Origin of the sequence: Thermotoga sp. Cell2, assembly GCF_000789375.1 — a bacterium.
Classification (GTDB): domain Bacteria; phylum Thermotogota; class Thermotogae; order Thermotogales; family Thermotogaceae; genus Thermotoga; species Thermotoga petrophila.
On the sequence record NZ_CP003409.1, the window covers coordinates 1,648,943 to 1,673,371 of the forward strand.

Annotated in this window: 23 protein-coding genes and 2 pseudogenes; 14 read left to right on the forward strand and 11 right to left on the reverse strand. The window is 47.1% G+C overall.

The features are described 5' to 3' along the window. Position 1 precedes the first annotated feature (1 nt). A pseudogene (locus CELL2_RS08535) lies at positions 2-475 on the forward strand (metallophosphoesterase family protein). Between the two features lie 29 nt (positions 476-504). Beyond that, a complete protein-coding gene (locus CELL2_RS08540) occupies positions 505-1,416 on the forward strand; it encodes an ATP-dependent sacrificial sulfur transferase LarE (RefSeq protein WP_011944081.1) in 912 nt (303 codons plus the stop codon). A 71-nt stretch (positions 1,417-1,487) separates the two neighbouring features. Here CELL2_RS08540 and CELL2_RS08545 read toward each other — a convergent pair whose 3' ends face one another. From CELL2_RS08545 to CELL2_RS08565, 5 genes are read right to left on the reverse strand one after another with little or no spacing between them, the layout of a single operon-like run. After that, complete coding sequence (locus tag CELL2_RS08545) at positions 1,488-4,448, reverse strand: alpha-L-rhamnosidase (protein ID WP_038034188.1); 2,961 nt, start codon at positions 4,446-4,448, stop codon at positions 1,488-1,490. Continuing rightward, complete coding sequence (locus tag CELL2_RS08550) at positions 4,445-5,875, reverse strand: rhamnulokinase family protein (RefSeq protein WP_038034187.1); 1,431 nt, start codon at positions 5,873-5,875, stop codon at positions 4,445-4,447. The genes CELL2_RS08545 and CELL2_RS08550 overlap by 4 nt, the downstream gene beginning before the upstream one ends. Continuing rightward, entirely contained in the window at positions 5,866-6,576 is a 711-nt protein-coding gene (rhaD, locus tag CELL2_RS08555) for a rhamnulose-1-phosphate aldolase (RefSeq protein ID WP_015919962.1), read from the reverse strand. The genes CELL2_RS08550 and rhaD overlap by 10 nt, the downstream gene beginning before the upstream one ends. Beyond that, positions 6,573-7,715, reverse strand: coding sequence for an L-rhamnose isomerase (gene rhaI, locus CELL2_RS08560; RefSeq protein ID WP_029682933.1), 1,143 nt, complete (start codon positions 7,713-7,715; stop codon positions 6,573-6,575). Before rhaI ends, rhaD begins: the two co-directional genes overlap by 4 nt. A gap of 5 nt (positions 7,716-7,720) precedes the next feature. Continuing rightward, on the reverse strand, positions 7,721-8,065 hold the full coding sequence (locus tag CELL2_RS08565; protein WP_038034185.1) for a sensory rhodopsin transducer: 345 nt from the start codon (positions 8,063-8,065) through the stop codon (positions 7,721-7,723). A gap of 107 nt (positions 8,066-8,172) precedes the next feature. Between CELL2_RS08565 and CELL2_RS08570 the strand changes: the two genes are divergently transcribed. The 10 genes and pseudogenes from CELL2_RS08570 (at position 8,173) to CELL2_RS08605 (ending at position 18,421) form a co-directional block, all read left to right on the forward strand. After that, positions 8,173-8,931: a DeoR/GlpR family DNA-binding transcription regulator gene (locus CELL2_RS08570; RefSeq protein WP_038034182.1), complete on the forward strand. Its 759-nt coding sequence runs from the start codon at positions 8,173-8,175 to the stop codon at positions 8,929-8,931. Between the two features lie 24 nt (positions 8,932-8,955). Then, complete coding sequence (gene aglA, locus CELL2_RS08575) at positions 8,956-10,356, forward strand: alpha-glucosidase AglA (protein WP_039446242.1); 1,401 nt, start codon at positions 8,956-8,958, stop codon at positions 10,354-10,356. 265 nt (positions 10,357-10,621) lie between these two features. Continuing rightward, the gene (locus CELL2_RS09715) at positions 10,622-11,368 is read left to right on the forward strand and encodes an ABC transporter substrate-binding protein (RefSeq protein ID WP_235231224.1); all 747 of its coding nucleotides are present in this window, start codon (positions 10,622-10,624) and stop codon (positions 11,366-11,368) included. Next, entirely contained in the window at positions 11,355-12,389 is a 1,035-nt protein-coding gene (locus CELL2_RS09720; RefSeq protein ID WP_241208658.1) for an ABC transporter substrate-binding protein, read from the forward strand. The genes CELL2_RS09715 and CELL2_RS09720 overlap by 14 nt, the downstream gene beginning before the upstream one ends. Beyond that, on the forward strand, positions 12,376-12,585 hold the full coding sequence (locus CELL2_RS09725) for a hypothetical protein (RefSeq protein ID WP_241208659.1): 210 nt from the start codon (positions 12,376-12,378) through the stop codon (positions 12,583-12,585). The genes CELL2_RS09720 and CELL2_RS09725 overlap by 14 nt, the downstream gene beginning before the upstream one ends. A gap of 66 nt (positions 12,586-12,651) precedes the next feature. Continuing rightward, a complete protein-coding gene (locus CELL2_RS08585) occupies positions 12,652-13,824 on the forward strand; it encodes a DUF4038 domain-containing protein (protein ID WP_235231226.1) in 1,173 nt (390 codons plus the stop codon). A 13-nt stretch (positions 13,825-13,837) separates the two neighbouring features. Next, the gene (locus tag CELL2_RS08590; RefSeq protein WP_038034178.1) at positions 13,838-15,529 is read left to right on the forward strand and encodes a glycoside hydrolase family 2 TIM barrel-domain containing protein; all 1,692 of its coding nucleotides are present in this window, start codon (positions 13,838-13,840) and stop codon (positions 15,527-15,529) included. Positions 15,530-15,534: 5 nt separating this feature from the next. Further along, a pseudogene (locus CELL2_RS08595) lies at positions 15,535-16,689 on the forward strand (DUF2264 domain-containing protein). Positions 16,690-16,774: 85 nt separating this feature from the next. After that, positions 16,775-18,109, forward strand: coding sequence for an MFS transporter (locus CELL2_RS08600; RefSeq protein WP_038034177.1), 1,335 nt, complete (start codon positions 16,775-16,777; stop codon positions 18,107-18,109). A gap of 48 nt (positions 18,110-18,157) precedes the next feature. After that, a complete protein-coding gene (locus CELL2_RS08605) occupies positions 18,158-18,421 on the forward strand; it encodes a stage V sporulation protein S (RefSeq protein WP_004080441.1) in 264 nt (87 codons plus the stop codon). Between the two features lie 42 nt (positions 18,422-18,463). Here the strand turns inward: CELL2_RS08605 and CELL2_RS08610 are convergent, their stop codons facing one another. After that, positions 18,464-20,062 (reverse strand): FMN-binding glutamate synthase family protein, encoded by a 1,599-nt coding sequence (locus CELL2_RS08610; RefSeq protein ID WP_004080443.1) that lies wholly within the window; start codon positions 20,060-20,062, stop codon positions 18,464-18,466. Between the two features lie 119 nt (positions 20,063-20,181). Between CELL2_RS08610 and CELL2_RS08615 the strand changes: the two genes are divergently transcribed. After that, positions 20,182-21,180, forward strand: coding sequence for a TrkA family potassium uptake protein (locus CELL2_RS08615; RefSeq protein WP_012311321.1), 999 nt, complete (start codon positions 20,182-20,184; stop codon positions 21,178-21,180). Between the two features lies 1 nt (position 21,181). Then, positions 21,182-21,487, forward strand: coding sequence for a divalent-cation tolerance protein CutA (cutA, locus tag CELL2_RS08620; protein ID WP_004080448.1), 306 nt, complete (start codon positions 21,182-21,184; stop codon positions 21,485-21,487). Here the strand turns inward: cutA and CELL2_RS08625 are convergent. From CELL2_RS08625 to CELL2_RS08645, 5 genes are read right to left on the reverse strand one after another with little or no spacing between them, the layout of a single operon-like run. Further along, positions 21,468-21,983, reverse strand: a complete 516-nt coding sequence (locus CELL2_RS08625; RefSeq protein WP_004080450.1) for a TIGR00725 family protein — start codon at positions 21,981-21,983, stop codon at positions 21,468-21,470. The genes cutA and CELL2_RS08625 overlap by 20 nt on opposite strands. Further along, positions 21,980-22,693 (reverse strand): LPS export ABC transporter ATP-binding protein, encoded by a 714-nt coding sequence (lptB, locus tag CELL2_RS08630; protein ID WP_038034174.1) that lies wholly within the window; start codon positions 22,691-22,693, stop codon positions 21,980-21,982. The genes CELL2_RS08625 and lptB overlap by 4 nt, the downstream gene beginning before the upstream one ends. Continuing rightward, positions 22,690-23,169, reverse strand: coding sequence for an OmpH family outer membrane protein (locus CELL2_RS08635; RefSeq protein WP_004080454.1), 480 nt, complete (start codon positions 23,167-23,169; stop codon positions 22,690-22,692). The genes lptB and CELL2_RS08635 overlap by 4 nt, the downstream gene beginning before the upstream one ends. A 14-nt stretch (positions 23,170-23,183) precedes the next feature. Continuing rightward, positions 23,184-23,729, reverse strand: coding sequence for a ComEA family DNA-binding protein (locus CELL2_RS08640; RefSeq protein WP_012311322.1), 546 nt, complete (start codon positions 23,727-23,729; stop codon positions 23,184-23,186). Beyond that, the gene (locus CELL2_RS08645) at positions 23,726-24,427 is read right to left on the reverse strand and encodes a hypothetical protein (RefSeq protein WP_038034172.1); all 702 of its coding nucleotides are present in this window, start codon (positions 24,425-24,427) and stop codon (positions 23,726-23,728) included. Before CELL2_RS08645 ends, CELL2_RS08640 begins: the two co-directional genes overlap by 4 nt. Between the last annotated feature and the right edge of the window lie 2 nt (positions 24,428-24,429).

Consider the following 24,429-nt stretch of genomic DNA (forward strand, 5'->3'; position numbering starts at 1 on the left):
CGTGAAGAGGTTCCTTTTGATCTCCGACTCACACGTTCCCGTGCGCATGGCCAGTCTTCCGGATGAGATACTGAACTCTTTGAAAGAGTACGATGGCGTGATAGGCCTTGGAGACTATGTGGATCTGGACACGGTGATCCTTCTTGAGAAATTTTCTAAGGAATTCTACGGAGTTCACGGAAACATGGATTATCCAGACGTGAAAGAACACCTTCCGTTCTCGAAAGTCCTGCTTGTAGAGGGTGTCACCATAGGAATGTGTCACGGGTGGGGTGCCCCGTGGGATCTGAAAGACCGTCTTTTGAAGGTCTTCAACGAAAAACCTTAGGTGATACTCTTCGGACACACCCACGAACCGGAGGACACGGTGAAAGCGGGTGTGAGATTTCTGAACCCGGGAAGCCTCGCTGAAGGCTCTTACGCCGTCCTTGAACTGGACGGGGGTGAAGTACGATTCGAGTTGAAGACCTTGTAAAAGAGATCGTCGAGGACATAAGAGAAACCGTGAAAGACGGAAAGCTCTACGTTGCCTTCTCCGGGGGAAAGGACAGTTCGCTGGTGGCAATCCTGGCGAAGATGGCCCTCGGAGAAGAAAGGGTGGAGCTCGTCACCGTGGACTGGAGCCCTTACACCTACGAGAGATCGAGAGAGATTGTTCGAAACTTCGCAGAAAAACACGGCTTGAAACACACTTTCATTCCTTCCAACAGGATGCAGGAGAAGGTCTGGAGACACGGTCCATCCTGCAACGCCTGCACCCGCGACGTGAAGACCGTTTTGGTGAAAAGATACGCTCAGGGTCACCTCGTTGCGAGCGGTGCAAACGCCTCCGACAGCTGGGGAAAAACGGGCCTGAAGGTCTTCGACGGTGTCTACTCACCACTCTGCAGGGTCGGTAAAGAAGAGATAAACGAGATGCTGAAGTTCCTCGGACTGGAAGTGAAGAAGATCGGTGAGTCTGCGGGAAGAGAAGGATGCAAACTGAAACACCTTCTGAAGATGCTCATAAACCCGGATTACCACGGAAAAGCTGTTTCTACTGCAAACGAGATCCTTCTCAGAGTTCTCGAAGAACATGGCTTCAAGCCGGAACTCGCCAACGTGAAGATCATCGGGCCGCTTTCAAGAAACATCGCCCTCGTGAATGTGAAACCTCTTCCACCAGAAAAGGTGATGAACGAGATCGTCGAAAAGCTCTCCGCAGAAGAGACGATAGACGGGGTCATCGTGGTCGATGGCCCTATGAAACTCGTGGTTCTGGCCAGTCCCGCGATCTACAGGAACGAAGAGTCAAGAAAGTGGATAAAGGAGGGAAGGCTTCAACCGGAGTTCGCCTTCCCCATCGAGATCGAGTGGAGAGAATCGAAGAACAACAAACTTCGCACCTTTCAGGTGGTCGATGCCAGAAAGGAGTGAGACTATGGCCTTCAGATGTCCCCTTCTGCTCTTTCTGAGAAAGATATTCAAGTTCAGAAGAAAACCGAAGTTCATCGTGAAGAAGAGCTGAGAACGGCGACGTTTTCCAGGCCGAAGGGCAGCAGGATGTATCTGTCCGTGTGGTGCTCGAAATCTATGAAGCTCTTCGGTCTTCTGAAGGTCTCCTCGAGAACGTCTGCCTTGTGGTTCGCCTCTATGAGGTTGAACAGTGTGTTTGTGAGGACGAGTTGGAGTTCGTTTTTTCCATTTCTCAGAGCATCTGTAATATCTATCATGAAAGGTCTCCAGAAAAGAACGCCCAGGAACTTCCCGTTCAGAATCACCTCGACCGAGGCCGCCTCCACACCGTTCAGCTTGAGGAAGTATCTTTTCCCCGGGTCTTTTTTACACTCAAATATCTTTTTGAGCGTGAAGGATCCCACATAGAACGGGTACCCGTCCCGTGTGATGTCCCTGTGATCCGGTACCTTGGGTGCATCGATCACGTACCTCGTCTCGTCCACGTTCACAAGTGAAAAATCTCCCACAAGATATATCGTCTCCACCTCTGTTGGCCTGTGATTCTCTGGATCTTTCACCCTCGTGTGACACCCCGGGCCTGTGATGTTGTTTTCTTTTCTTCCCTCCAGAACGACAATGTTTTTCCCCACCTGAACAAGTTCTGTAATGTCCATCTTTCCGAAGTTCACATCCAGGAAACACTCCTCCTCGGTGAAAGTGCAACCCTTCTTTTTGAACACCGCTTCGTGGCCGTTCACCGTGATTCTGTCAAGATTTTCCGCGCACTCAACGACGAGAAAGAGTTTTTGAGGCTTTTTCCTGACCTCGAAAGAGTACTCCACCCTGAACGGTGTACCATCCGGTAACCTGTAGAACTCGTACCAGATCTTCGAGACGAACTCGTTCCTGAAAACCCTTCCACCCGCTTCAAAATACTCCACCCTGTCCACTGGAAGAACGTTGAAAGAGTTCATCTTCACTTCGAAATCGTTCAGTGCCGTCTCGAAATCGAATTCTTTCTCCAGAAGAACTCCTGTTGAAACCACTTTCTCATCTTCCGCAGGAACCTCCTCGTCCGTTACCCAGATACAAACACTCGACGCTGGGAACATGACAAACTCGTTTTCCTTCAGCTCCACCAATTTGAAATTGAACAGGTCTATCGCGTACGTGTGTTTTCTCTTTTCCTTCAGTTCCAGATGGCAGTGCACTTCCCGGTCGATGTCCGTGTTCGCAAGAAAGAGAAGATAAGATCCGTCTTCCAGCACTCTCTTCTGCGCGATCACCGCTTTTGCATTCTCTTTCGTTTTCGTATCCAGAACATCCACAGAAAAGAAGGGTTTGAGTTCTTCGATGAGATCTTCGAGCGTTTCAAAAACACGAGCCTTTTTGAGGAATTCGATTCTTCCCTTCTTTCCTTCCACTCTTTCCGGGAAGAACCTGCCGTACCTGAAATCCTTCAAAACAAAGACCTTACCACCGTTTTCTGCCAGTGAGTTCAAAAGTTCCACAGTAGAACTTTTCAGATTCAGGAGCGGTGGCAGCACCACGACTTCGTATTCGTACTCTCCTACTCTCAGTTTTGCCTCTTTCACTCTTCCATGTTTTGAGAGGATCATCTCGTCGCCGAAGTGGAAGTCTATCTTGTTCGCAACGAGTTCCTTTGTGATCGTATCGAAGAGCTCGTTGAGCTTATCGATCTCGTCATCGAACTTAGAATACACACACCACGCCGAGGAGATGGGATGTATCATGAGCACTTTGACCTCTCTCTTTCCCTGTGTGACGATGTGGTTCAGTCTTGCAAAGTAATCCGACAGGAATCTTTCATTCTTCCACCAGGGTTGTTGATAGAACAGGTTCGGTGGGTAGTCTCTTTTTCTTTCTCCCCTCATCGAGTAGAGGCTGAGGTGTGGATTTATGTAGGTGATCCCAAGGACAGCCTGCCAGTCTGCAATCCACTTTCTGTGGAGGAAACTCACGTGCTGACCCGTGGTTCCGAACGTTTCACAGAGCACCCATTTCTTTCTCAACTGTTCCGCCACCGATGAGACCTGCTTTATCGTGATCACCTGTTCAAGATGACGTGCGAGTTTGTCAACTCCCGGTATCTGCATGTATTCGTAGTGTGGCATCGCAGCCCCTATCCATTCGACCTGGCCCCTGAGCGTGTCTTCGGCCATGTAGTGGCCCGTCATGGAGATACCGTTTTCCTCGCACCACTTCGCATATGGTATCGTGAAATTTTCGATGAAGAGTTCAGTTGCAACATCGAAGAAGTCGTACCGCACCTTCATGTAGTCCTTCGTGTTGAAAAATAGCTCTTCAAAGTGTTCCCTGATGTCGTATCCCTTTCTTTTCAAGAACTCCTCCGGGAATCGATCCGTCCAGGGAAGGGTAGGAATTTCCGGGTAATGAACTCTCAGATAGGTGGGTTCGTCAGTGAAGATCCCAGGGATCGAAGAGCCAAAGAACTCACCACACACCTTTCTGTACTTCTCGTGGGTCGATCTGATGAAGGCTTCAGTGACCTTCTTCGAGAGAAGATCCACGTAGCAGGTCCCGTTGAACCAGGGATCTCCCAGTTTCATCGTGCGCTTCACAACGAAAAGTTCTTCATTTCCTCTTTCTATCCTTTTCAAGATCTCGTCGCCTGGTTCGATCTGCTCTTTCTTCAAAAGTACAAGAAACCTGTGGCGGTATTCATCACTTTCGAGAGGAACGATTCCACCGGCAAATCCAGAAGGCCACTTGTCCTCGTCGTAAAGCCAGGCCAGCATTCCAAGTTTTCTAGCATGCTCAGCACACCTTTTCACAAGGGCCATCCATTCATCGGAGAGGTACTCCGTCACAAGCCCTACTCTCGAATGCATGAAGAAACCACCGTATCCTTTCTTGTGCATCTCGTCTATCTGTCTCAGGAGTTCTTCTTCGCACAGTTTGTCGTTCCAGCTCCAGAAAGGTGCGGGCCTGTACCACACTCCAGGGTTTTCCAGATCCTTCAGGTTCACACTCTCATCTCCTTGTACCTTCTCCATTCTTCGTACTTTTCGCTCCACAACTCCGGATTCTTCGGCTCGAAGATTTTCAACTCAAAGGACTTTCTCACAACTTCTCTTGCCTCGTCGAGATCTTTTATCTCACCCATGGCGATGAACTGAACGAGGGCGTTTCCGATGGGCGTTGCATCCACAGGGCCTGCCACCACGATCTTTCCTGTTGCATCGGCAATGAAACCCATCAAAAGATCGTTCTTCACGGCTCCACCCACTATGTGGATCTTTTCGTACCTTCTGCCGGTGAGTTCTTCGATCTGATCCACGATCCACCTGCTGTTGAACGCAAGGGACTCGAAGATGAGGCGGGAAATTTCTCCGATTCTCCCCAGTGTTCTCTGTCCTGTCTTTTCAAGATAAGATCTGATTCTCTCCAGCATGTTCCCGGGGTGAAGAAACTCTTCTCTGTCCGGGTCGAGAAACGCCTGGAAAGAAGGTGCGTTCTCTGCCATCTCCACGATCTCTGAGTAGTTCTTTTTCCACATCCTGTTGCACTCTTCAAGAAGCCACATACCGGTTGCGTTCTTGAGAAACCTGATCTTTCCGTATCCACCTTCGTTTGTGAAGTTTCTTTCCATCGCCTCTTCCGTCAGAAGAGGTTCCTCCAGTTCCGTTCCCACAAGAAACCATGTTCCAGAACTGATGTAGATCCCTTCCTCTTCGAACGGCACGGCCACAACGGCGGATGCGGTATCGTGGCAGGTGGTGGCGATCACGTTCATTTCCCTTTTTACCCTGCATTTTCCCAGGACGGTACCCGGTGAGACCACCTCCGGGAAGATTTCAGTGGGAATGGAAAGTTTTTCGAGAAGATCGAACGCCCATCTTTTCTCCGGCACACTGTAGCACTGGGAAGTGCTTGCGATCGTGTACTCACTCACCACCTCACCGGAAAGCCAGAAGTTGAACACGTCTGGTATCATCAGGATCTTCTTTGCCACTTTCAGGAAAGGATCTTTCGAAAGAACCATCGAGTAGAGCTGATAGAGGGTGTTTATCTCCATGAACTGTATCCCCGTTCGCTCGAATATGTACTTCTTTGGGATGATATCGAAGACTTTTTCCATAACTCCCTCTGTTCTTATGTCTCTGTAATGGTACGGAAGGGAGATGAGCCTTCCCCTCTCGTCAAACAGCGCAAAGTCCACACCCCACGTGTCCACTCCCACCGACTGCGTGTCGGAGGTCTCAAGAACACTCTCTATTTCCTCATAGAATTTCGGAAGATTCCACAAAAAGTGATCTCTGTCTCTTCCCGGAAGGAAAATCCCCTCCGTTCGAAACCTCTTCAGCTCCCTCACCGTCAACTTTTCCCTCAGTTCCACCTCGTAGATCTTCCCGTTCGTTGCACCAAGATCCACGGCGAGCACCTTCACAACCATCCCTCCGGAACACCCGTTGGATCCCTTCCAAGGCTGAGCACCCTCAGAAGGATCTCTGCTGCTTTCTCCAGAATCTCAACCCTGTCGTAGGCTTCTGCTACGTCCTTTCCAAACGCTACAACTCCATGTTTGTCCCACAGGACGGCATCCTTTCCCCGAGCTTTTTCGACGGTTTTCAAACCGAGTTCCACGCTCCCTGGTTTTTCAAACTCGACAACGGAAATCCCCTGGGGAAAGAAGATGAGAACCTCAGGGTGAATCTTCATCATCTTTGGAAGAAGGTCCTGAAAGTCCTTCAAGTTCATCAGAGTGAGGAGGTTTAGCGGGTGTGTGTGAACGATCGCTCTTTTCTCTGAGTTCATCTCCTTGAACCGTGCGTGGATCATGAGATGTGTTGGAAATTCACTGGTGGGTTTTCCTTCACCGTGCAGGATTTCATAGTACCTTCCAGGAAGGATGTGAAGAAGACAGATCTTACTTTCATCTTCGAAGATCTCCCTCATTCTCGACCCTGTAGCCGTGATCAGAAGGTACATCTCAGGGCCGTCGTACTCGAAACCGTACGCCTCCATGGATTTCACTTCATAACTGGATGGTACTTCATCGATCCTGACAGAGATGTTTCCCGCGTTCGCCTCAGAAAGACCCTTTACAGCGAGCCAGTAAGCAACCTTTTGAATTTCCTTCACGATCTCCTTCATCTTCTCTCTCTCCTTCTTTTCTCCATGTAATTTCCTTCCCTGAACACCTTTATCGGATCTTCTGGAAGGTTCTTTCGTCTTCTGTACTCCCTAAGAAGTGGCCTCACATCCGTTCGGAAGGCATCCATCAGAGCCTCCTCGGCCTCCACCACATCGCACTTTTTTTGAGCTTCTCTCAGTCGATTTTCATCTATGAGAAGTGCCTTCGCAAAGAGTTCCTGGGCCATCACGACGGATTGTACCGTTGCGAGGATCTTCGGTTTTGTGATGTGGGCCTGATCGAACATGAGAACCACCTTCTTTGCAGAATCAGAGAGTTCAGGATCTCTCCATGCAAAGACGATCTCCTTGAAGATCAAAAACACCTCGTACGGATTTATGGAGGCGATCGTGAGATCGTCATCTGCGTATTTCCTGTTGTTCAGATGAAAGCCTCCGAGTTTCTTCTCAGACAGAAGTGTTGCAACGATGTACTCTATGTTCGTTCCTTGGGGATGATGCCCTAGGTCGACGAGTACAAGAGCACGTTCTCCCAATTTTTCCGAAAGGAGATAGCTCATTCCCCAGTCTGGAATGTCTGTGTGATAAAAAGCGGGCTCGAAGAACTTGTACTCTATGAGGAGATACATGTCGGCCGGCATGTTCTCGTAGATGTACCTCAGGGACTCTTCGAGCCTTTTCTTCCTGGAGCGGAAATCGTCCTGACCGGGATAGTCCGTTCCGTCCGCGAGCCACAGACTGATCACCTTTGAACCAGTTTTTTCGGCTATGTCCACGCACTCCATCACGTGAGCGATCGCTTTTTTTCTGATCTTTTCGCTGGGATTCGTGAGGCTTCCGTACTTATAATCAGGATCCTGAAACAGATTCGGGTTGATTGCACCTATCTTCAAGCCTTTCTCTTCAGCAAACTCTCTCAGTTCCTCCCAGTTTTCCACTTTGTCCCAGGGAATGTGAAGGGCAACGGAAGGACAACAACCTGTGAGACGATGAACGAGAGCGGCGTCTTCTATTCGTTCGAAAACGTTCCGGGCGGCTCCTTCTTCGTGGAAGACGGCAAACCTCGTTCCTGCATCGCTGAACGCCCAGGAGGGAAGTTCGAACATCAGCTCGTCGAGTTCTTCAAAAATCTTTTCCATATTCATCACTCCTCCCAATAACCGATGGTTGTCATAAGAGTGTAGTGATCCTTTCCAGCGTCAAGGCGTGAAAGTTGCATAACAACCGGCACACTGCTTTCCGCCATTATGCTGTAAGGCTTACATTTTGGTATACCAAGTTTGTCCAGTCTCAGGTGCAAACTCTTCATTGGTGAAATTTCTACTTCATGAACAACTGGTTCAGAGTCTTCGAAGAGGAACGTGATCCTTATTTTTGCTGTTTCATCACCCGTATTCATGATACACAGAGATTCATGGGAAGCAAGATATCCTCTTTTCCCATTTGGAATGTAACCATCTGGAAAGAACCATTTTCTGGCACCGTTCATTATTCATCACCTCTGGGTACGAATTCATACATAAAGTTATCATAAATTAATCACAAAAGTCAACGATGTTTGTGATAAAATTTTTCGAAAGGAAAGGAGGTGTTGATATGAAAGAGGAAAGATTGAAGGAAATCCTCGATATCGTTGACAGAAACGGTTTCATCAGCATGAAGGATCTTCAGGAACAACTCGGCGTTTCGATGATCACCGTGAGAAGAGACGTGGCAGAACTGGTGAAAAGGAATCTGGTGAGGAAGGTACACGGCGGTATCAGAAAGGTGAACTACTTCGAGAAGGAAACAGATTTCATGAGAAGGCTTTCGATAAACAGGGAGGCAAAAGAGAAGATCGCCCAGCTCGCACTGGACTTTGTGGAGGACAACGACATCATCTTTCTGGACGCAAGCACCACTGCGCATATCTTTGCCAAACACCTGGCCTCGTCTCAAAAGTCCGTTCATGTCATCACAAACAACCTGCTCACTGCAATGGAGCTCTCGAAGAACTCCGATATAAGCGTTGTTCTGCTCACAGGAAAGGTGAATCCGGAGAACCTGGCTGTGGAAGGCTCTTTGACGATAGAGTGTGGAAAAAAATTCTCTGTGAAAAAGGCCTTCGTTTCCTGCAGAGGGGTGACCGCGGAAGAGGGAACTTACGAGATAAACACAATGGAGATGGGAATAAAGGGTATTTTCGTGGAAAGAGCGGAAGAGATCTTCGTACTCGCTGACTTCAGCAAAATAGGAAAAAGATCGCTGGCACATCTGATACCCGCAGAAAAAATCGATCATCTCATCACCGACAGAAAACCTCCAGAAAATCAGTATGAAATATTCAGGGAAAAAGGTGTGGAAATTGTTTATTGATTAATTCAACAGGGAGGTGCACACATGTCGAACATAGTATTTGTAGGAGCGGGGAGTGTGAGGTACACGATCAAGCTGGTAGGGGACCTGGCGAAGGCACCGGATTTGTATGGGTCGAGACTGGTATTGATGGACATCGACGAAGAAAGGTTGAAAGCAACGTACATTCTCGTCACGAAGTACCTCAGGGAACTGAATGCAGAGTACACAGTGGAACAGACGACAAGCCTTGAGGAGGCACTTGAAGGGGCAGACTTTGTCATCAACACAGCCCTCTACAGGGCACCAGGGCACGAAGACGGATACGTACACTACGAGATCATGAGGGAAGTAGGGGAAAGGCATGGCTACTACAGAGGGATAGACAGCCAGGAGCTGAACATGGTCTCGGACTACTACACACTCAGCAACTACAACCACCTGAAGATGAGTCTTGATATAGCAAAGGCAGTGGAGAAGATAGCACCGAATGCGTGGATGCTGCAGACGGCCAATCCCGTTTTTGAGATCACCCAGCTTGTGAAGAGGCTTACGAAGGCGAGGATAGTGGGTTTCTGTCACGGATATGCGCACGTGTTTCACCTTGCGAAGGTACTCGGTGTGGAGCCAGAGGAATTAGACTGGCAGGTAGCAGGGGTGAACCATGCGATATGGATGAACAGGTTCAGATGCAGAGGGGAAGATCTCTATCCGAAGCTGGACGAATGGATAGAGGAGAACGCATCGAAGTGGGAATCGAAGAATCCATGGGACGTGGACTTTTCACCTGCAGCGATAGACATGTACAGGTTCTACGGGATGTACCCGATAGGGGACACGGTGAGGAGTGGGACATGGAAATACCACTACGATCTTGAGACGAAGAAGAGATGGTACGGGAAGTTTGGGGGGATAGACAACGAAGTGGAAAGGCCGAAGTTCTACGAGAGTTTGAGGGAGCAGAGGAAGAGGCTGATGGAACTTGCGAAAGAAGTGGAGAAAGATCCGACGATAGAGCTGACGAAGGTGTGGCCTGAGGTGTTCACAACAGGCAGTGAGAGTGTAGAACAGCACATACCTTTCATCAACGCGCTTGTGAACGACAAGAAGGCGAGGCTTGTATTGAACGTAGAGAACAGAGGGGTGATAAAGGGGATACCGGACGATGTAGTGGTGGAGGTGCCGGTGGTAGTTGATAAAGAGGGGATACATCCGGAGAAGATAGAGCCTGATCTTACAGACAGGATCAAGAAGTTCTATCTTCTTCCAAGGATACTCAGGATGGAGTGGGCACTTGAGGCGTTCATATCTGGTGACAGGAGGGTTCTGGAGGAGATCCTCGTCAGGGATCCAAGAACCAGATCTTACGAACAGGCCGTTGCTGTCATCGATGATATCCTCAACCTGCCTTTTAACGAGGAAATGAAAAAGCATTATTCAGGATGAGTTTTTCCTCTCGAAAAACCCCAGCGCCCCTTTCAGCGGGGCGCTTTTTTGTTGTAAGAGGTTGTAAAAAGGAAGAAACGTAAAATAATCAAATGTAATTGTGAAAAATCGATTCCAATTGATAGATATCAGAATTATTTGGTGTCAAAATCGTTTGACTTAATTGCACATTTATTGATACCATATTGATAGACTTTGGATAATTTTAGTTTGCTTTTTGTGATCTTTAGCGATATCAATTTCAAAACTGGGAGGTGGTGGTACGATGTTTAGGAAGGTCCTGTGGGGTTTTATCATGGTGATCTTTGTAGTTCAGATTCTTGCCATTGGACTCAACGAGATCGTTCCCGGAGAGTATTACAACCTCACTGATTACGAACGTCTGACGGGAAAGAAGATCACGAAGTTCAACGAGGCTCCCATGTTGAAAGAGATGGTCGAGAAGGGATTGTTGCCTCCTGTTGAAAAGAGATTGCCGAAAAATCCTGTTGTGGTGACACCCTATGAGGAAATAGGACAGTACGGTGGAACGTGGAGGCGGGTGTGGTTTGGTTTACCAGATCAACCCAATGTTGACAAAATAGCCGTTGAAAAACTGGTAATGTTCGATAAAACGGGAGGAGTCATTCTCCCAAATGTTTTTGAAAGATGGGAGATCAGTAATGATGGTAGAACATTCACATTCAAGATAAGGGAAGGGTTAAAATGGTCCGACGGTGTACCGGTTACCACAGAAGACGTGAGATTCTGGTACGAAGATATATTAATGAACAAAGAATTGACTCCTACAATTCCTACATGGCTAACAGCTGGAGGAAAACCTCTGAAGATAGAGATTATCGACAAATACACGTTTAAAGTCATCTTTGAAGCACCTTATCCTCTGTTTCTTTACCAGCTGGCATATCAGGGACAGGCTGGGTATGTTTTCGTTGTTCCATCTCACTACTTGAAGAATTACCATCCGAAATACGTTTCCCTTGAAAAACTAAGCGAAAATGGCAAAAGATGAAGGATACGAGCACTGGTGGCAGTTGTTTGGTGCGATGGGTTCAAATACAAATTCATGGATTACAAATCCAGAGTTACCAGTTCTCTACCCGTGGAAGCTGAAAAAGTATTCAGATACACAGCTCATTATTGAAAGAAATCCGTATTACTTCAAAGTAGATCCTGAAGGGAATCAACTTCCATACATAGATGAAATTGTATTTTATAGAATACAGGACAAGCAAATGGCTTTGATGAAGGCCATGGCAGGAGAGATAGATATGCAGACCAGACATTTTGGAACAGAACACTTTACTATACTGCTCGAAAACAGAGAGAAAGGAGGTTACAGAGTACTGAGATGGATCTGGGGTGTTGGTAGTATTGTGACCTTCTATGTGAATCAAAATGTCCAGGACCCGGTCCTCAGGGAAATATTCCAAAACCCGAAATTCAGGTATGCCCTTTCGCTGGCAATAAATCGTGAAGAAATAGCATCCCTGGTTTTCCATAATCTAGGAGAACCACGCCAAGCTTCACTAATAAGTGGTGTTGCTTTTTATGATCCGGAATGGGAAAAGGCATTTGCAGAGTACGATCTAGAAAGAGCAAATAAGTTATTGGATGAAATGGGTCTCACAAAACGCGATGAAGAAGGTTATAGGTTGAGGCCGGATGGTAAAAGATTTGAGTTAATAGTGGAGTATTCTGTAACAGATACAGTCGTCGATGTTTTGGAGATGGTAAAGCAATATTGGGAAAAATTGGGGATCAAAGTGATTCTAAAACCAGAAGAACGATCACTCTACATGACAAGGTGCGAAGCAGGGGAACCTGAAATAGGTGTGTGGTCTTTTGATAGATGTGCTGCCGTTTTAAGTGATCCTGGAAGATTACTTGGAACCGTCTGGGATGGACCATGGGCACCACTTTACGCGAGATGGTATATCTCTGGTGGAAAAGCAGGTGAAGAACCACCCGAAGGATCCGACATCAGAAGAATATACGAACTCTGGGAAAAAGGTCAAAATGACAGTCGATGAGAAAGAAAGAGACAGGCTCTTCAGAGAAATCATAAACATCCACAAGAAGAACATCTTCTTCATAGGAACCGTTGGAGAACCGATCTGGCCTGTGGTTGTAAAAGAATACTTCAAAAACGTGCCTGATTCTCCTGAATACGTCTGGGAAAACGAAGGAGATGGCCAGCACGCAGAGCAGTACTACATGGACAAATGATGGAATCATCAGTGAAAATCGGAGGGGGTGGGGTTTCCCACCCCCTTTTAAATGGGAGGGACCAATATGGAAATTTCCAAGGATTGTTTTGTTCTCAACGGTAAAAAGACACTTTATCTGGCTGATACCGCCTGGAGAGGGGTCTATAAGTCTTGTTTCGATGATTGGGTCGAGTATCTTCAAACAAGAAAGAATCAGGGATTCAACGCCATTCAGATGAATTTCACCCCCTGGGAAGATTACGGAATGATATTGAAAGACAACTTTCTCGATCAGCTCGAAGAAAAAGTCAGAGTGGTTTTTGAGCTCGGAATGACACCTGTTATAGTCGTTGTCTGGTGTGGTTGTGTTCCCGGAACATGGGCCACAGTTTCTGACACCTCGAACGTTTTACCAATACGAATACTTGAGGATTTTGCCAAGGAAGTGGTGAGAAGATTCAACAAGTACAATCCCATCTTCCTTTCAGGCGGAGATGTCGATTTCAGGTCCGGCGAAGCAATAGAATACTATTCGCTCATCACTAAGACAATAAAAGAAAACACAAACCGTCCAGTCTCTATACATCTTGCTAGGGGATGGACGGATGTACCCAGGGAAATAGATCAGTACATAGATTTTTACGCATATCAGTCTGGTCACGACAGGCATCACCAGGAACTCACCTGGAAACTCGCTCAAGAGTTTTACAAAAGAGGAAAACCCGTTATCAACGCCGAGATCTGTTATGAAGGAATTGGGTACAAGAAAGATGGATACAGGTTCAATCCATTCGATGTAAGAAAGGCTTTCTGGCAGAGCTTCCTTTCTGGTTCTTTTTTTGGAATCGGTTATGGGGCTCACGGAATCTGGAACTGGTGTGAAGTAGCTGGAGAAGAAACCGAAAGACATCTTTCATCTTTTACATGGAAAGAAGCTCTCAAAATGAAGGGAGCAAACGATGTCTGTTTTGCAAGATGGTTGATAGAGAAGTTCAATTTCTTCGGTTTGAAACCATCTCAGGGAGTTCTTCTGAGTCCAGAAAATCCTGAGATTCGAGTCGCAAAGAACGAAAGAAACTGTGTCCTCTATGTCCCATACGCCACCAAGATAGTTCTTGATATCAGTCCAAAGGATGTTTGGGGAATAAATATGGAGACTCGAGACCTGTTCGTTCCCAAAGTTGATTTGAAAGATAATCACACAAAGGTGGACACTCTGAACCATAATTCTGATTCTCTGATCATAGTTGAGTACTAAGGGAGGTATCAACATGTTAAAACCAAGGAACAGCGTGAAAAGATTTCTCATGAACACGACTGGTATCTGGTCCCTCGAAGTGAACGGGGAGGAAAGGCCCATAGCCGTTCCTGGGAGCTGGAACGAGCAGTATCAGGATCTGTGCTATGAAGAAGGACCTTTCACCCACAAAACCACCTTCTACGTTCCAGAGGAACTTTCAAAAAAACACGTCAGGCTTTACTTCTCCGCCGTGAACACAGATTGTGAAGTCTATCTGAACGAAGAGAAAGTGGGAGAAAACCACATTGGCTATCTTCCCTTCGAGATAGACGTGACAGGGAAGGTGAAGGCAGGAAAGAACGAACTCAAAGTGGTTGTGAAGAACGAGTTGAAGGTGGGAGGCTTTCCTTCAAAGGTACCAGACAGTGGCACACACACGGCGGGATTTTTTGGAAGTTTCCCACCTGCAAATTTTGACTTCTTTCCATACGGAGGAATCATAAGACCGGTTCTTGTGGAGTTCACGGATCACTCGAGGATCCTGGATATCTGGGTGGACACAAGCAAGTCTGAACCAGAAAAGAAACTCGGAAGAGTACGGGTGAAGGTGGAAGTCTCAGAAGAGGCGATGGGGGAAGAGATGAAGATCAAACTCGGAGAGGTGGAAAAGAGATTCAAAGTGACAGACAGGTTCATCGAAGAGGAGTTCGTTCTTGATGATGCAAGATTCTGGTGCCCAGAAGATCCTCATCTTTACCCTCTCAGAATAGACCTCGAAAGAGATGAATACACTCTGGACGTTGGAATTCGAACGATCAGCTGGGACGAGAAAAGACTTTACCTGAACGGAAGACCGGTCTTTTTGAAGGGATTCGGAAAGCACGAGGAATTTCCCGTTCTGGGACAGGGAACGTTCTATCCCATGATGGTGAAAGACTTCAATCTGATGAAGTGGATCAACGCAAACTCCTTCAGAACATCTCACTATCCTTACAGTGAAGAGTGGCTGGATCTTGCCGACAGACTCGGAATCCTTGTGATAGACGAAGCTCCTCACGTTGGTATCACAAGGTATCACTACAACCCGGAGACCCAAAAGATAGCAGAAGACAACATAAGAAGAATGATAGACAGAGACAAGAACCATCCCAGCGTGATCATGTGGAGTGTGGCGAACGAACCCGAGTCCAACCATCCAGACGCGGAGAGTTTCTTCAAAGCCCTTTATGAGACTGCCAAAGAGATGGATCGAACACGTCCCGTGGTCATGGTGAGCATGATGGACGCACCAGACGAGAGGACAAGAGACGTGGCGCTGAAGTATTTCGACATCGTCTGTGTGAACAGGTACTACGGCTGGTACATCTATCAGGGAAGGATAGAAGAAGGACTTCAAGCTCTGGAAAAAGACATAGAAGAGCTCTATGCAAGGCACAGAAAACCTATCTTTGTCACAGAATTCGGTGCGGACGCGATAGCCGGCATCCACTACGACCCACCTCAGATGTTCTCCGAAGAGTACCAAGCAGAGCTCGTTGAAAAGACGATCAGACTTCTTTTGAAGAAAGACTACATCATTGGAACACACGTGTGGGCCTTTGCAGATTTTAAGACTCCTCAGAACGTGAGAAGACCCATCCTCAATCACAAGGGTGTTTTCACAAGAGACAGACAACCCAAACTCGTTGCTCATGTACTGAGAAGACTGTGGAGTGAGGTTTGATGTCTATGACTGATGTTCGGCGCTACTGGCTTTCTCTTCTTCAAAAAATTTGTGAAATGCCTCTTGAGCTTTGCGCATCGGATCGCTTGAAGGAATCAATGCCTGTGGAGGGAAAGAAGAGCGAAGAAAGGAGAAAGTTCACACATCTAGAACTTCTGGGGAGAATCCTCTGCGGAATCTCCCCGTTTCTTGAATTGAACAGGGAAAGTCCGAGCACGGATCCAGAGGAGAGAAAGATCGCAACCCGATTATCAGAATTTGCAGTCAAATCCCTCGATGTTGCAACGAATCCAAACTGCAAAGATTACATGAACTTCAAAGAAGGAAGACAACCACTGGTTGATGCTGCTTTTCTTGTAGAGGCTATATTGAGGGCTCCTAAGGTTCTCTGGGAAAATCTCGATGTTTCTACAAAGAAAAGATTGATAAGAGAATTGAAGGCAACAAGAAAGATAGAACCTTATTTTTCCAACTGGCTTTTGTTTTCCGCCATGGTTGAGATTTTTTTCTTCTTCGCAGGGGAAGAATGGGACAGCACGAAAGTCGATTTGATATTGAAAAATGTAGAAAGCTGGTACAAAGGAGATGGAGCTTACGGTGATGGTCCTTTTTTCAGGTGGGACTATTACAACAGTTTCGTTATTTATCCGATGATGATAGACGTGCTGAGGATTCTTTCCGAGGAAAAGACAGAATGGAAAGAGCTTTAGGTGAAAGTATTGAGGCGGGCTCAGAGGTATGCTGTTGTTCTCGAGAGAATGATACCCCCTGAAGGAGCGTTTCCCATCATCGGTAGATCGATAACCTACAGGACGGCGATCTTTCATCTTCTGAGCCAGTTGTCACTTCTTCACCTTCTTCCAGCGAGTCTTTCTCCGGCTCAGGTCAGGTGTGCGCTCACCGCAGTTCTCAAAAAGATTTTCGAAAATCCCTCAACTTTCGATGAAAACGGCTGGTTGAAAATTGGTGTCATCGGTTCTCAACCCTCACTCGGTGAGGAGTACATTACAACAGGCAGTCTGTATCTGTGCACAACGGTCTTTCTGCCTCTCGGACTTCCTTCCTCAGACCCTTTCTGGAAAGATTCCTGCAAGGAATGGACGAATAAAAAGATATGGGAGGGTGAAGATACTATACCCGACAAAGCATTAGAGGATTAACATACATTAAAACTCTCCGAACCAATCCATTAATCTTTCAGTGATACTATGTCTGAAGTCAAAACAACTTGAGGAGGAAGTGGTGTTGGATCCAAAAATAAAAAGAGCGCTGAACATATCCATCATAGAAGGAGCACTGGCCGTACTCATCAACCAGTTCTTCGGTGGAGCTTATCTGACGGGCTATTTCCTGTGGATGGGAGCCTCAAGCTTCTTCATCGGCCTTTTCGGTTCTATTCCCTTCTTGGCAAACACGCTCCAACTTCTCACACTCTCATTCTCACATCGTTTGAAATCCAGGAAACAGATCATCGTTCCACTGATGTGGACTGCCAGAACGTCCATATTGCTGTTCGCCGTATTTCCCGCTATCAGGCATGGCCTTCTCTTTGCGTATCTTCTTTATTTTTACATCCAGATCGCTGGTGCCCTGTCTGCTCCTCTCTGGCAGAGCTGGATGTCTGATTTGGTACCAAAAGATATGATTGGAAGCTACTTTGGTTTCAGAAATCTCATTCATGGAGCGGTTCAGATTCCCGCTATGTTCCTTGCAGGCGCGATACTCGATTCTCTTGGAGAAAACTGGAAAGGTTTTGGCACACTCTTTCTCATAGCGGGTTCTCTCGGGGCACTGAACGGATACTTCTTGAAGATACAGTACGAGCCACCGTACAAACCACGCGAGGCGTCTGTTTCCATAACAAAAGCCGTGAAGTCTCTCCTGAAAGAAGAACACTTCAAAAACTTTCTTCTTGGATTCGCCTTCTGGCAATTTGCCATAGGTGTTGGTACGGTCTATATAAACGTGATGCTTTTAAAAGAGGTCGAGTTTTCCTATCTTCAAATAAGTGTTCTGAACGCAGTGGGAATGTTCATAGGAACTCTCTTCCAACCTTTCTGGGGAAAGTTGGGAGACAGGTATGGATTTCAATACTTTCTCAAAGTCTGTCTGTGGATTCATGTGATTGTTATTCTCCTCTGGGCACTGACTCCTAGATCGTTCCTTTACGTCTTCTTCCTCCAGATAATAATTGGTATATTCGTAACAGCAGGAACAAGCCAGCTTGTTTTCTACACCCTCATGTACACAGCACCTTCATCCCTCAAAACTGAAGCCTTCTCTGTGTTCAACAGTCTGTCCAATCTTTCTTTGTTCGCTGGATCTTTAGTTGCAAGCGTTTTAGTTGCCTTGCTGGAGAACATCAGTCTTCCCTTTGGAATATCCGCTATCAGACTCACCATGTTCATATCGTTCTTTTTGAGAGCATCGGCGGCGTACATAATATCCAGGATGGATCTTGGAACACCTCAAAAAGTGGATTCTCTGATCCAGGCTGTGAAGGAGTCGTTCTTCTCAGGAACGGTTCCGTGGATCAGAGAAAGGTTGAACACACTGAACATTTTTAGAAGAAAACGTTGAGACATGGTAAAATAATATTGAGATCACACAACGAAGGGGGTAAGTAACATGGAAGTACTGAAGGTATCGTCGAAGTCCGATCCTAACAAGGTCGCTGGTGCTATTGCCGGTGTGGTGAGGGAGCACGGTAAAGCGGAGATTCAGGCCATTGGAGCCGGTGCAGTGAACCAGGCAGTGAAGGCCATCGCCATTGCGCGGGGGTACCTGGCACCGAGTGGTATCGATCTCGTTTTCGTTCCTGCCTTCACGGACGTCGAGATCGAAAACGAAAAGCGGACAGCCATCAAGTTCATAGTCTTTCCAAAAAGCTGAAGGGGAGCATCAGCTCCCCTTTGATTTTTCCCATTTCTTGTTTCACTCCTCGAGGATCCTTTCCGCTTCATCCCTGTAAGATTCCATAACGTATGGAATTCCTGAGATTTCTGCTGCGTCTTTTGTGAGAGCGATGAGATCTTTCCTGGAAAGAGCAGAGAGCCTGAACTTTCTCGCACCCGCCATGAGTTGCTGCAGACCCGTTTTGAACTTCTGAACGAACGTGTAGACTCCTATGGCACCAAGAGGCAATTTCTTGACTTCTTCCTCTCCAAATCGGGATCTCAGTTCTTCGTAGGTGACGAAGATTTCCTCTACGGTTGTTCCGTATTTCGAAACTGTCTTCGGCAAGTTTCCACTCTTGAGCCACTCGCCTATGTTCTTTCCCACCATCGCGGGTATCATGAGAGCCCTTCCCATACAGACGGCCTTCACGTACGGAGAACCCATCGCAATGGCCTTGAGAACACCGTCTTCTGTGGAGAAACCGCCGGCTATGGCTATGTCAGGAACCCTGATTCCTCTCCTGCTCAACTTTTCCGCGAATTGATACGTCAAAGCCTCGAGGTAGAACGTAGGAATTCCCCACTCGTTCATCATCGGCCACGGGCTCATACCCGTTCCACCCGGTGCTCCATCGACGGTGATCAAATCCACCTTCGCCTCAGCACCGTATCTGAGAGCCATGGCAAGTTCAACAGCCGAGTAAGCTCCCGTCTTCAAGGTGATCCGCTTGAATCCGAGTTTTCTGAGTCTTTCCACTTCTTTTAGGAAGGATTCCTTAGAGACAAAACCAAGTCTTGAGTGTCTTTCGAACTCCTTGATTTCTCCTTCTTTGAACGCTCTCTGGACTTCCGGAAGTTCGGGATCGGGGAGAACTATATAACCTCTTCTTTTCAGTTCCAGAGCGCGTTCAAGGGATCTCACCTTTATCTCTCCACCGATGCTCTTGGCTCCCTGCCCCCACTTGAGCTCAATGGTTTCGATGCCGTGTTTGTTTATAACGTACTCCGCAACACCCAGCCTTGTATCCTCAACGTTCATTTGAATAAGTATTTCACCGTATTCCCCGTCGTGGTATCTCTTGTATATTTCTATTCTCCTGTCGAGTTCCGGTGATTTCTTCACTTTTCCGTTGCTGTCGAGTTCCAGATCCGGATCGACACCCGCTACATTTTCTCCACAGACAACCGTTATTCCACTGATGGCAGCTCCCACCGCTATGTGATCCCAGTTCTTCCTCGCGATTTCTGTGGAACCGAGTGCCCCCGTGAATATGGGAACCTTCATCTTCACTTTGATGTCCCAGCCGTACTCTGTGGTTGTATCAACGTTCGTGAATATTGCGGTGTCAGGACCTGGTTCCACTCCTTCGGGAAGACCTTCCGCACCGCGTGCGTACCCGAGAATGTTAAGGTGTGAGTAGTCAACAGGATAGTCCTTGACGGCACCCGCGGTGATGTCACCGAACGGACCTGGATAGAGAACCTCTCTTCCCCTGAACGACGCAAGCCAGGTTTCACATCCTCCGGTACAGCCATCTACACACTTGGCGCACAGGCCTGACATAGGGACAACATCCCTTGAGCGGTTGAACGTTCCAGTCGCTTCGTTCGCATTTGGCCTTCTGAGGTTTCCCACTACCGTTCCCCCCAAATGGAATTTATATGCCAGAGATTTTGATTAATTATAAAACAAACAGAGAGGACTACAAGAGGCAGTCAAAATATTGTAATATTTGTATGAGGAGGTATAAAAGTGTGAAAAAAAATGTAATCATACTCGCACTCATGATAGTGTTCGTATTTGTTTTTGGAACGGTTGCCTTTCACCTGATAGAAGGGTGGAACCTTTTCGATTCATTTTTCTTCACGCTCATCACAGTTTCCACGGTGGGATACTCTATTCCTGAGAACCTCTCTCAAGCTGGAAAGGTGATAGCTTCCATTCTCATAAGCGCTGGTGTGACGATCGTGCTGTACGGTTTCACATCGGTGACATCGATGATCGTTGAGGGACACATAGGAGAGTACTTCAGGAACAGGAGGATGAAAAAGATGATAGATAAACTCAGAGAACACTTCATCGTAGTGGGAGCGGGAAGAACAGGAAGGCACACCACCCTGGAGATAATGAAAGCAAAGAAGCCCTTTGTTGTGATAGATCAATCGGAAGAAGCAATCGCCAGACTCAAAGATTTTCTGGGAGAGGAATTCCCCTACGTTGTGGGAGATGCCACAGAAGAAGAAATTCTCATGAAAGCGGGGGTTGAAAGGGCTCGTTCTCTTGTGGTGACACTTCCCGACGACGCGAAAAGCACGTTCGTTGTTCTCACCGCAAAGTCCTTGAATCCGAATCTCGAGATTGTATCCAGAGTCTCTGACATGAAGGCTTTGAGCAAGCTCGTTTACGCGGGGGCGGACAAAGTGATCGCTACATCGGAGCTCGCGGGTGTGAGGCTCGCTCAGATGGCTCTCAATCCCACTACTATAAGCTTCCTGGACATTCTCTCCTTCGGCGAGGAATCCTTCAGAATAGAGGAAGTGGTAATACCCCCAGAGAGTCCTGTTGCCAACAAAACGCTCGGTGAAATAAACCTTGCGAAGAGAGCCGGAACCATCGTCATTGCGATCAGACGTGGAGGAGAGGTGATCTTCAACCCGACGGGAGACACGAAGATACTCCCGGAGGACAGGCTCATGGTGGTGGGAAAAAGCGATCACTTCGAAAAACTCCACAGATTAATCGAGGAGGGATAGAATGATACTCGTGTATTCGACCTTTCCAAATGAAGAAAAAGCGCTCGAGATAGGAAGAAAACTCCTCGAGAAAAGGCTAATAGCTTGCTTCAACGCGTTCGAAATCAGATCCGGATACTGGTGGAAAGGTGAAATCGTTCAAGACAAAGAGTGGGCGGCTATTTTCAAGACTACAGAAGAAAAAGAAAAGGAACTCTACGAAGAGTTGAGAAAACTTCATCCATACGAAACACCCGCGATCTTCACACTGAAGGTGGAAAACGTCCTGACTGAATACATGAACTGGCTCAGAGAATCTGTTCTATGATCTGAACAGCTTCCTCCACAGTCCACGCCTGATGAATCTCTACGATTCTTCTGTTGTCCAGGTACTTTCCGTCTATCAGAACCTGAGAGATCCTGTCCGTCCACCCACCCGTTCCTCTCAGCAGGATCACAGGCTTCCCTAGCGCATAAGCTCCCAGAATCTCTATCGCTGTTCCAATCTCTCCGCCAATCGAGACAACTACATCTGCGTTTCTCAAAAGAACGAAAGATCTCATCTGAAAGTCAAGGCCTGTTTTCACGGCGACGGAAAGATACGGATTCCCCGCTTCTTCATCGGGAAGTATTCCCACCACGGTTCCGCCCGCTTCTCTGACCCCCTGAGATACGAGTTCCATCACACCGTCTCTTCCGCCGTTGAACACGAGGTACCCTTTCTTTGCCAGGGTTCTTCCAAGTTCCAGACAAATATCTCGAAGTTCCGACACCGGAGATTTGTTCACCGGTCCGGAGTATCCGACAACGACGACTTTTTTCACGTTCCGAGGTACACCTCCTTCACGGTTTCGTCTTCCAGAACCTCCTCCGGTCTTCCCTCGGCAAGTATCTTTCCTTTGTAGATGACGTATATTCTGTCTGCGATCTCTGCAAGTTCGTCCACGTTGTGATCGGTGACAACCACTCCAAAATTCCTTTGTTTCAGTTCAAGGACCATCTTCTGTATTTCCTTGACGGTCTTTGGATCTATCCCACTGAAGGGCTCGTCCAGAAGCACAAAAGATGGGTTCAGACACATCATTCTTGCGAGTTCTAGCTTTCTCTTCTCTCCCCCGGAAAGAAAGCTCGCGGGTTGATTCTCGAGGTGTTTCAGATGGAATTCGTGGAGGAGTTCTTCTATTTTTCTTTCTCTTTTTTCTTTATCTTTCTCATGGAAGCGAAGCACGAGGTCTATGTTTTCCCTCACAGTGAGGCCCCCGAAGATCGAAGTCTCCTGCTGAAGATAGGTGATACCGAGTCTTGCTCTCCTGTAAACGGGAAACTTCGTTATATCAACATCCCTGAAGATGATCTTTCCCGAAGTCGGTACAACGACACCAAGAATCATGTTGAAAATAGTGGTCTTCCCGGCTCCGTTGGGACCGAGAAGACCGACTATCTCACCCCTGTGAAACTCCAGATTCACTCCGTTCACGACGTATCTTCTGCCGAACCTCTTTTTGAGGTTCTCGCACCTCAAAACATCCATCATTTCTGATTGATGTAAGCGATCACCTGGTCTGTTATATCGTAAGATGGCTTTCCATAGAGAACCATCTGTTTCGCAATCACAAGATCGTATCCCATAACACTCGCGTATTCCTGGATTTTACTCACAACTTCTTTCATCACTTCCTGAATCTTCTGCTGGTATTCAGTCTTCAGAAGATTTTCGTATTCAGCCTTTTTCGAGAGAATCTCCTTCTGTTTTGCCTGTATCTCTTCCTGAGATCTTCCTTCTTCCTGCATCTTTTTGAGCTCATCCTCCATCTCCTTCAACTTGTTCTGATAGAAAGAATAGTCTCTCTTGTACTTTTCGTTCAGATCCTGCCACTTGTAGTAACTCTCTGTCGCTTTTTCAACATCGACGTAGGCTACCCTCAGGGAAGGGCTCGAGGAACTCTGTGAAACGAGTAGCGTTGCAAGGAGAACACCTGCCAGAACGAGGGGTAGGAGCAGTTTCTTCATGCTTATTCCTCCTTTCAAAATGTGATTTTTCCTCTTATTTTCTCCAGCGTCTTTTCACCTATTCCAGGCACGTCCAGAAGATCTTCGGGAGAACGAAAGGGACCGTTTTTCTCTCGGTACTCGACAATGGCTTTTGCCTTTACCTCACCTATGTAGGGAAGGGTTTCGAGTTCTTCAACCGAAGCTGTGTTCACGTTCAGTTTTGTGACTTCTCTTTTGATATGTTGTTCAACTCCTTCGACGGTCACATATCTGGAAATCTTCTCCAGGGTTTTTTCTCCGATTCCAGAGACGTTCTTCAATTCTTCCACGCTCGAAAATCCACCATGTGACTCTCTGTAATCGATGATCCTCTGGGCTTTCACAGGCCCGATCCCTGGAATCGACATCAAGTCTTCCAGAGAAGCGGTGTTCAGCTCCACAGGAAAGGCGACAACCTTCTGAGAGGATGTTGTGTCCTCTTCTGTTTTCGTTTCTCGTTCCATAACAATTCCAAGCAATATGAAGAAAACAAGTGCCACGAATAGAATTGTTCTTTGATGTTGCTTTCTGAGTCTCAAGGACTGATCAGCCTCCCGGCGTATCCCGGCCTGTTCACCTTCACCCGCTTCATGATGTCTTCCCAGTTCAGTTTTTCAAAGTAATCTTCGGCAAGTCGGAGTGTTGGAAAAGCTCCCACCACCACGGAGTAGTACTTCTTATCCAGTTTCTGGAAGGCGTAAACATAGGAAGGATAACCCGCCACTCTCAGATCGTAAGCGAGTTCTTTTGAAAGACTCTCAGACAACGTTGTTATCACAAAGACTCCATAAAGAGACCTCTGGGCAATCTGTGAGAAATCCTCGAACTCACCGAGGAGCACCACCGAATAGGTGTCCGTTGAAACGGGAGAAATGAGATACGGAAGACCCGACCTTCTGATGATCCTCAGAGCGTCTTCTTTCTTCACAACGAAGGAGGAAACCACCTGATCTTCAGAGACGAAATTCGCCATCTCGTCTCTCAACTTCTCGTAGTCGAACTCCTCGAATTCTACGAGGAGAGGAGTCGGTGGAGGTGTTAACGAGATGGATGCCTCTATTTCTTCAGGTATCTTTATCTCCACTGGCTTTATCTCCACAATCTCCACTTTTACGTTTTTGAGCTGGAATTTCAAATAAATATTCCAAGACAGCAAAGCTATAGCCACACCGAAAATAACGACGATCAGCCAAAACAGAAACCTCGACTGACCATCGGAAAGGGTGATTCTGGCCATCT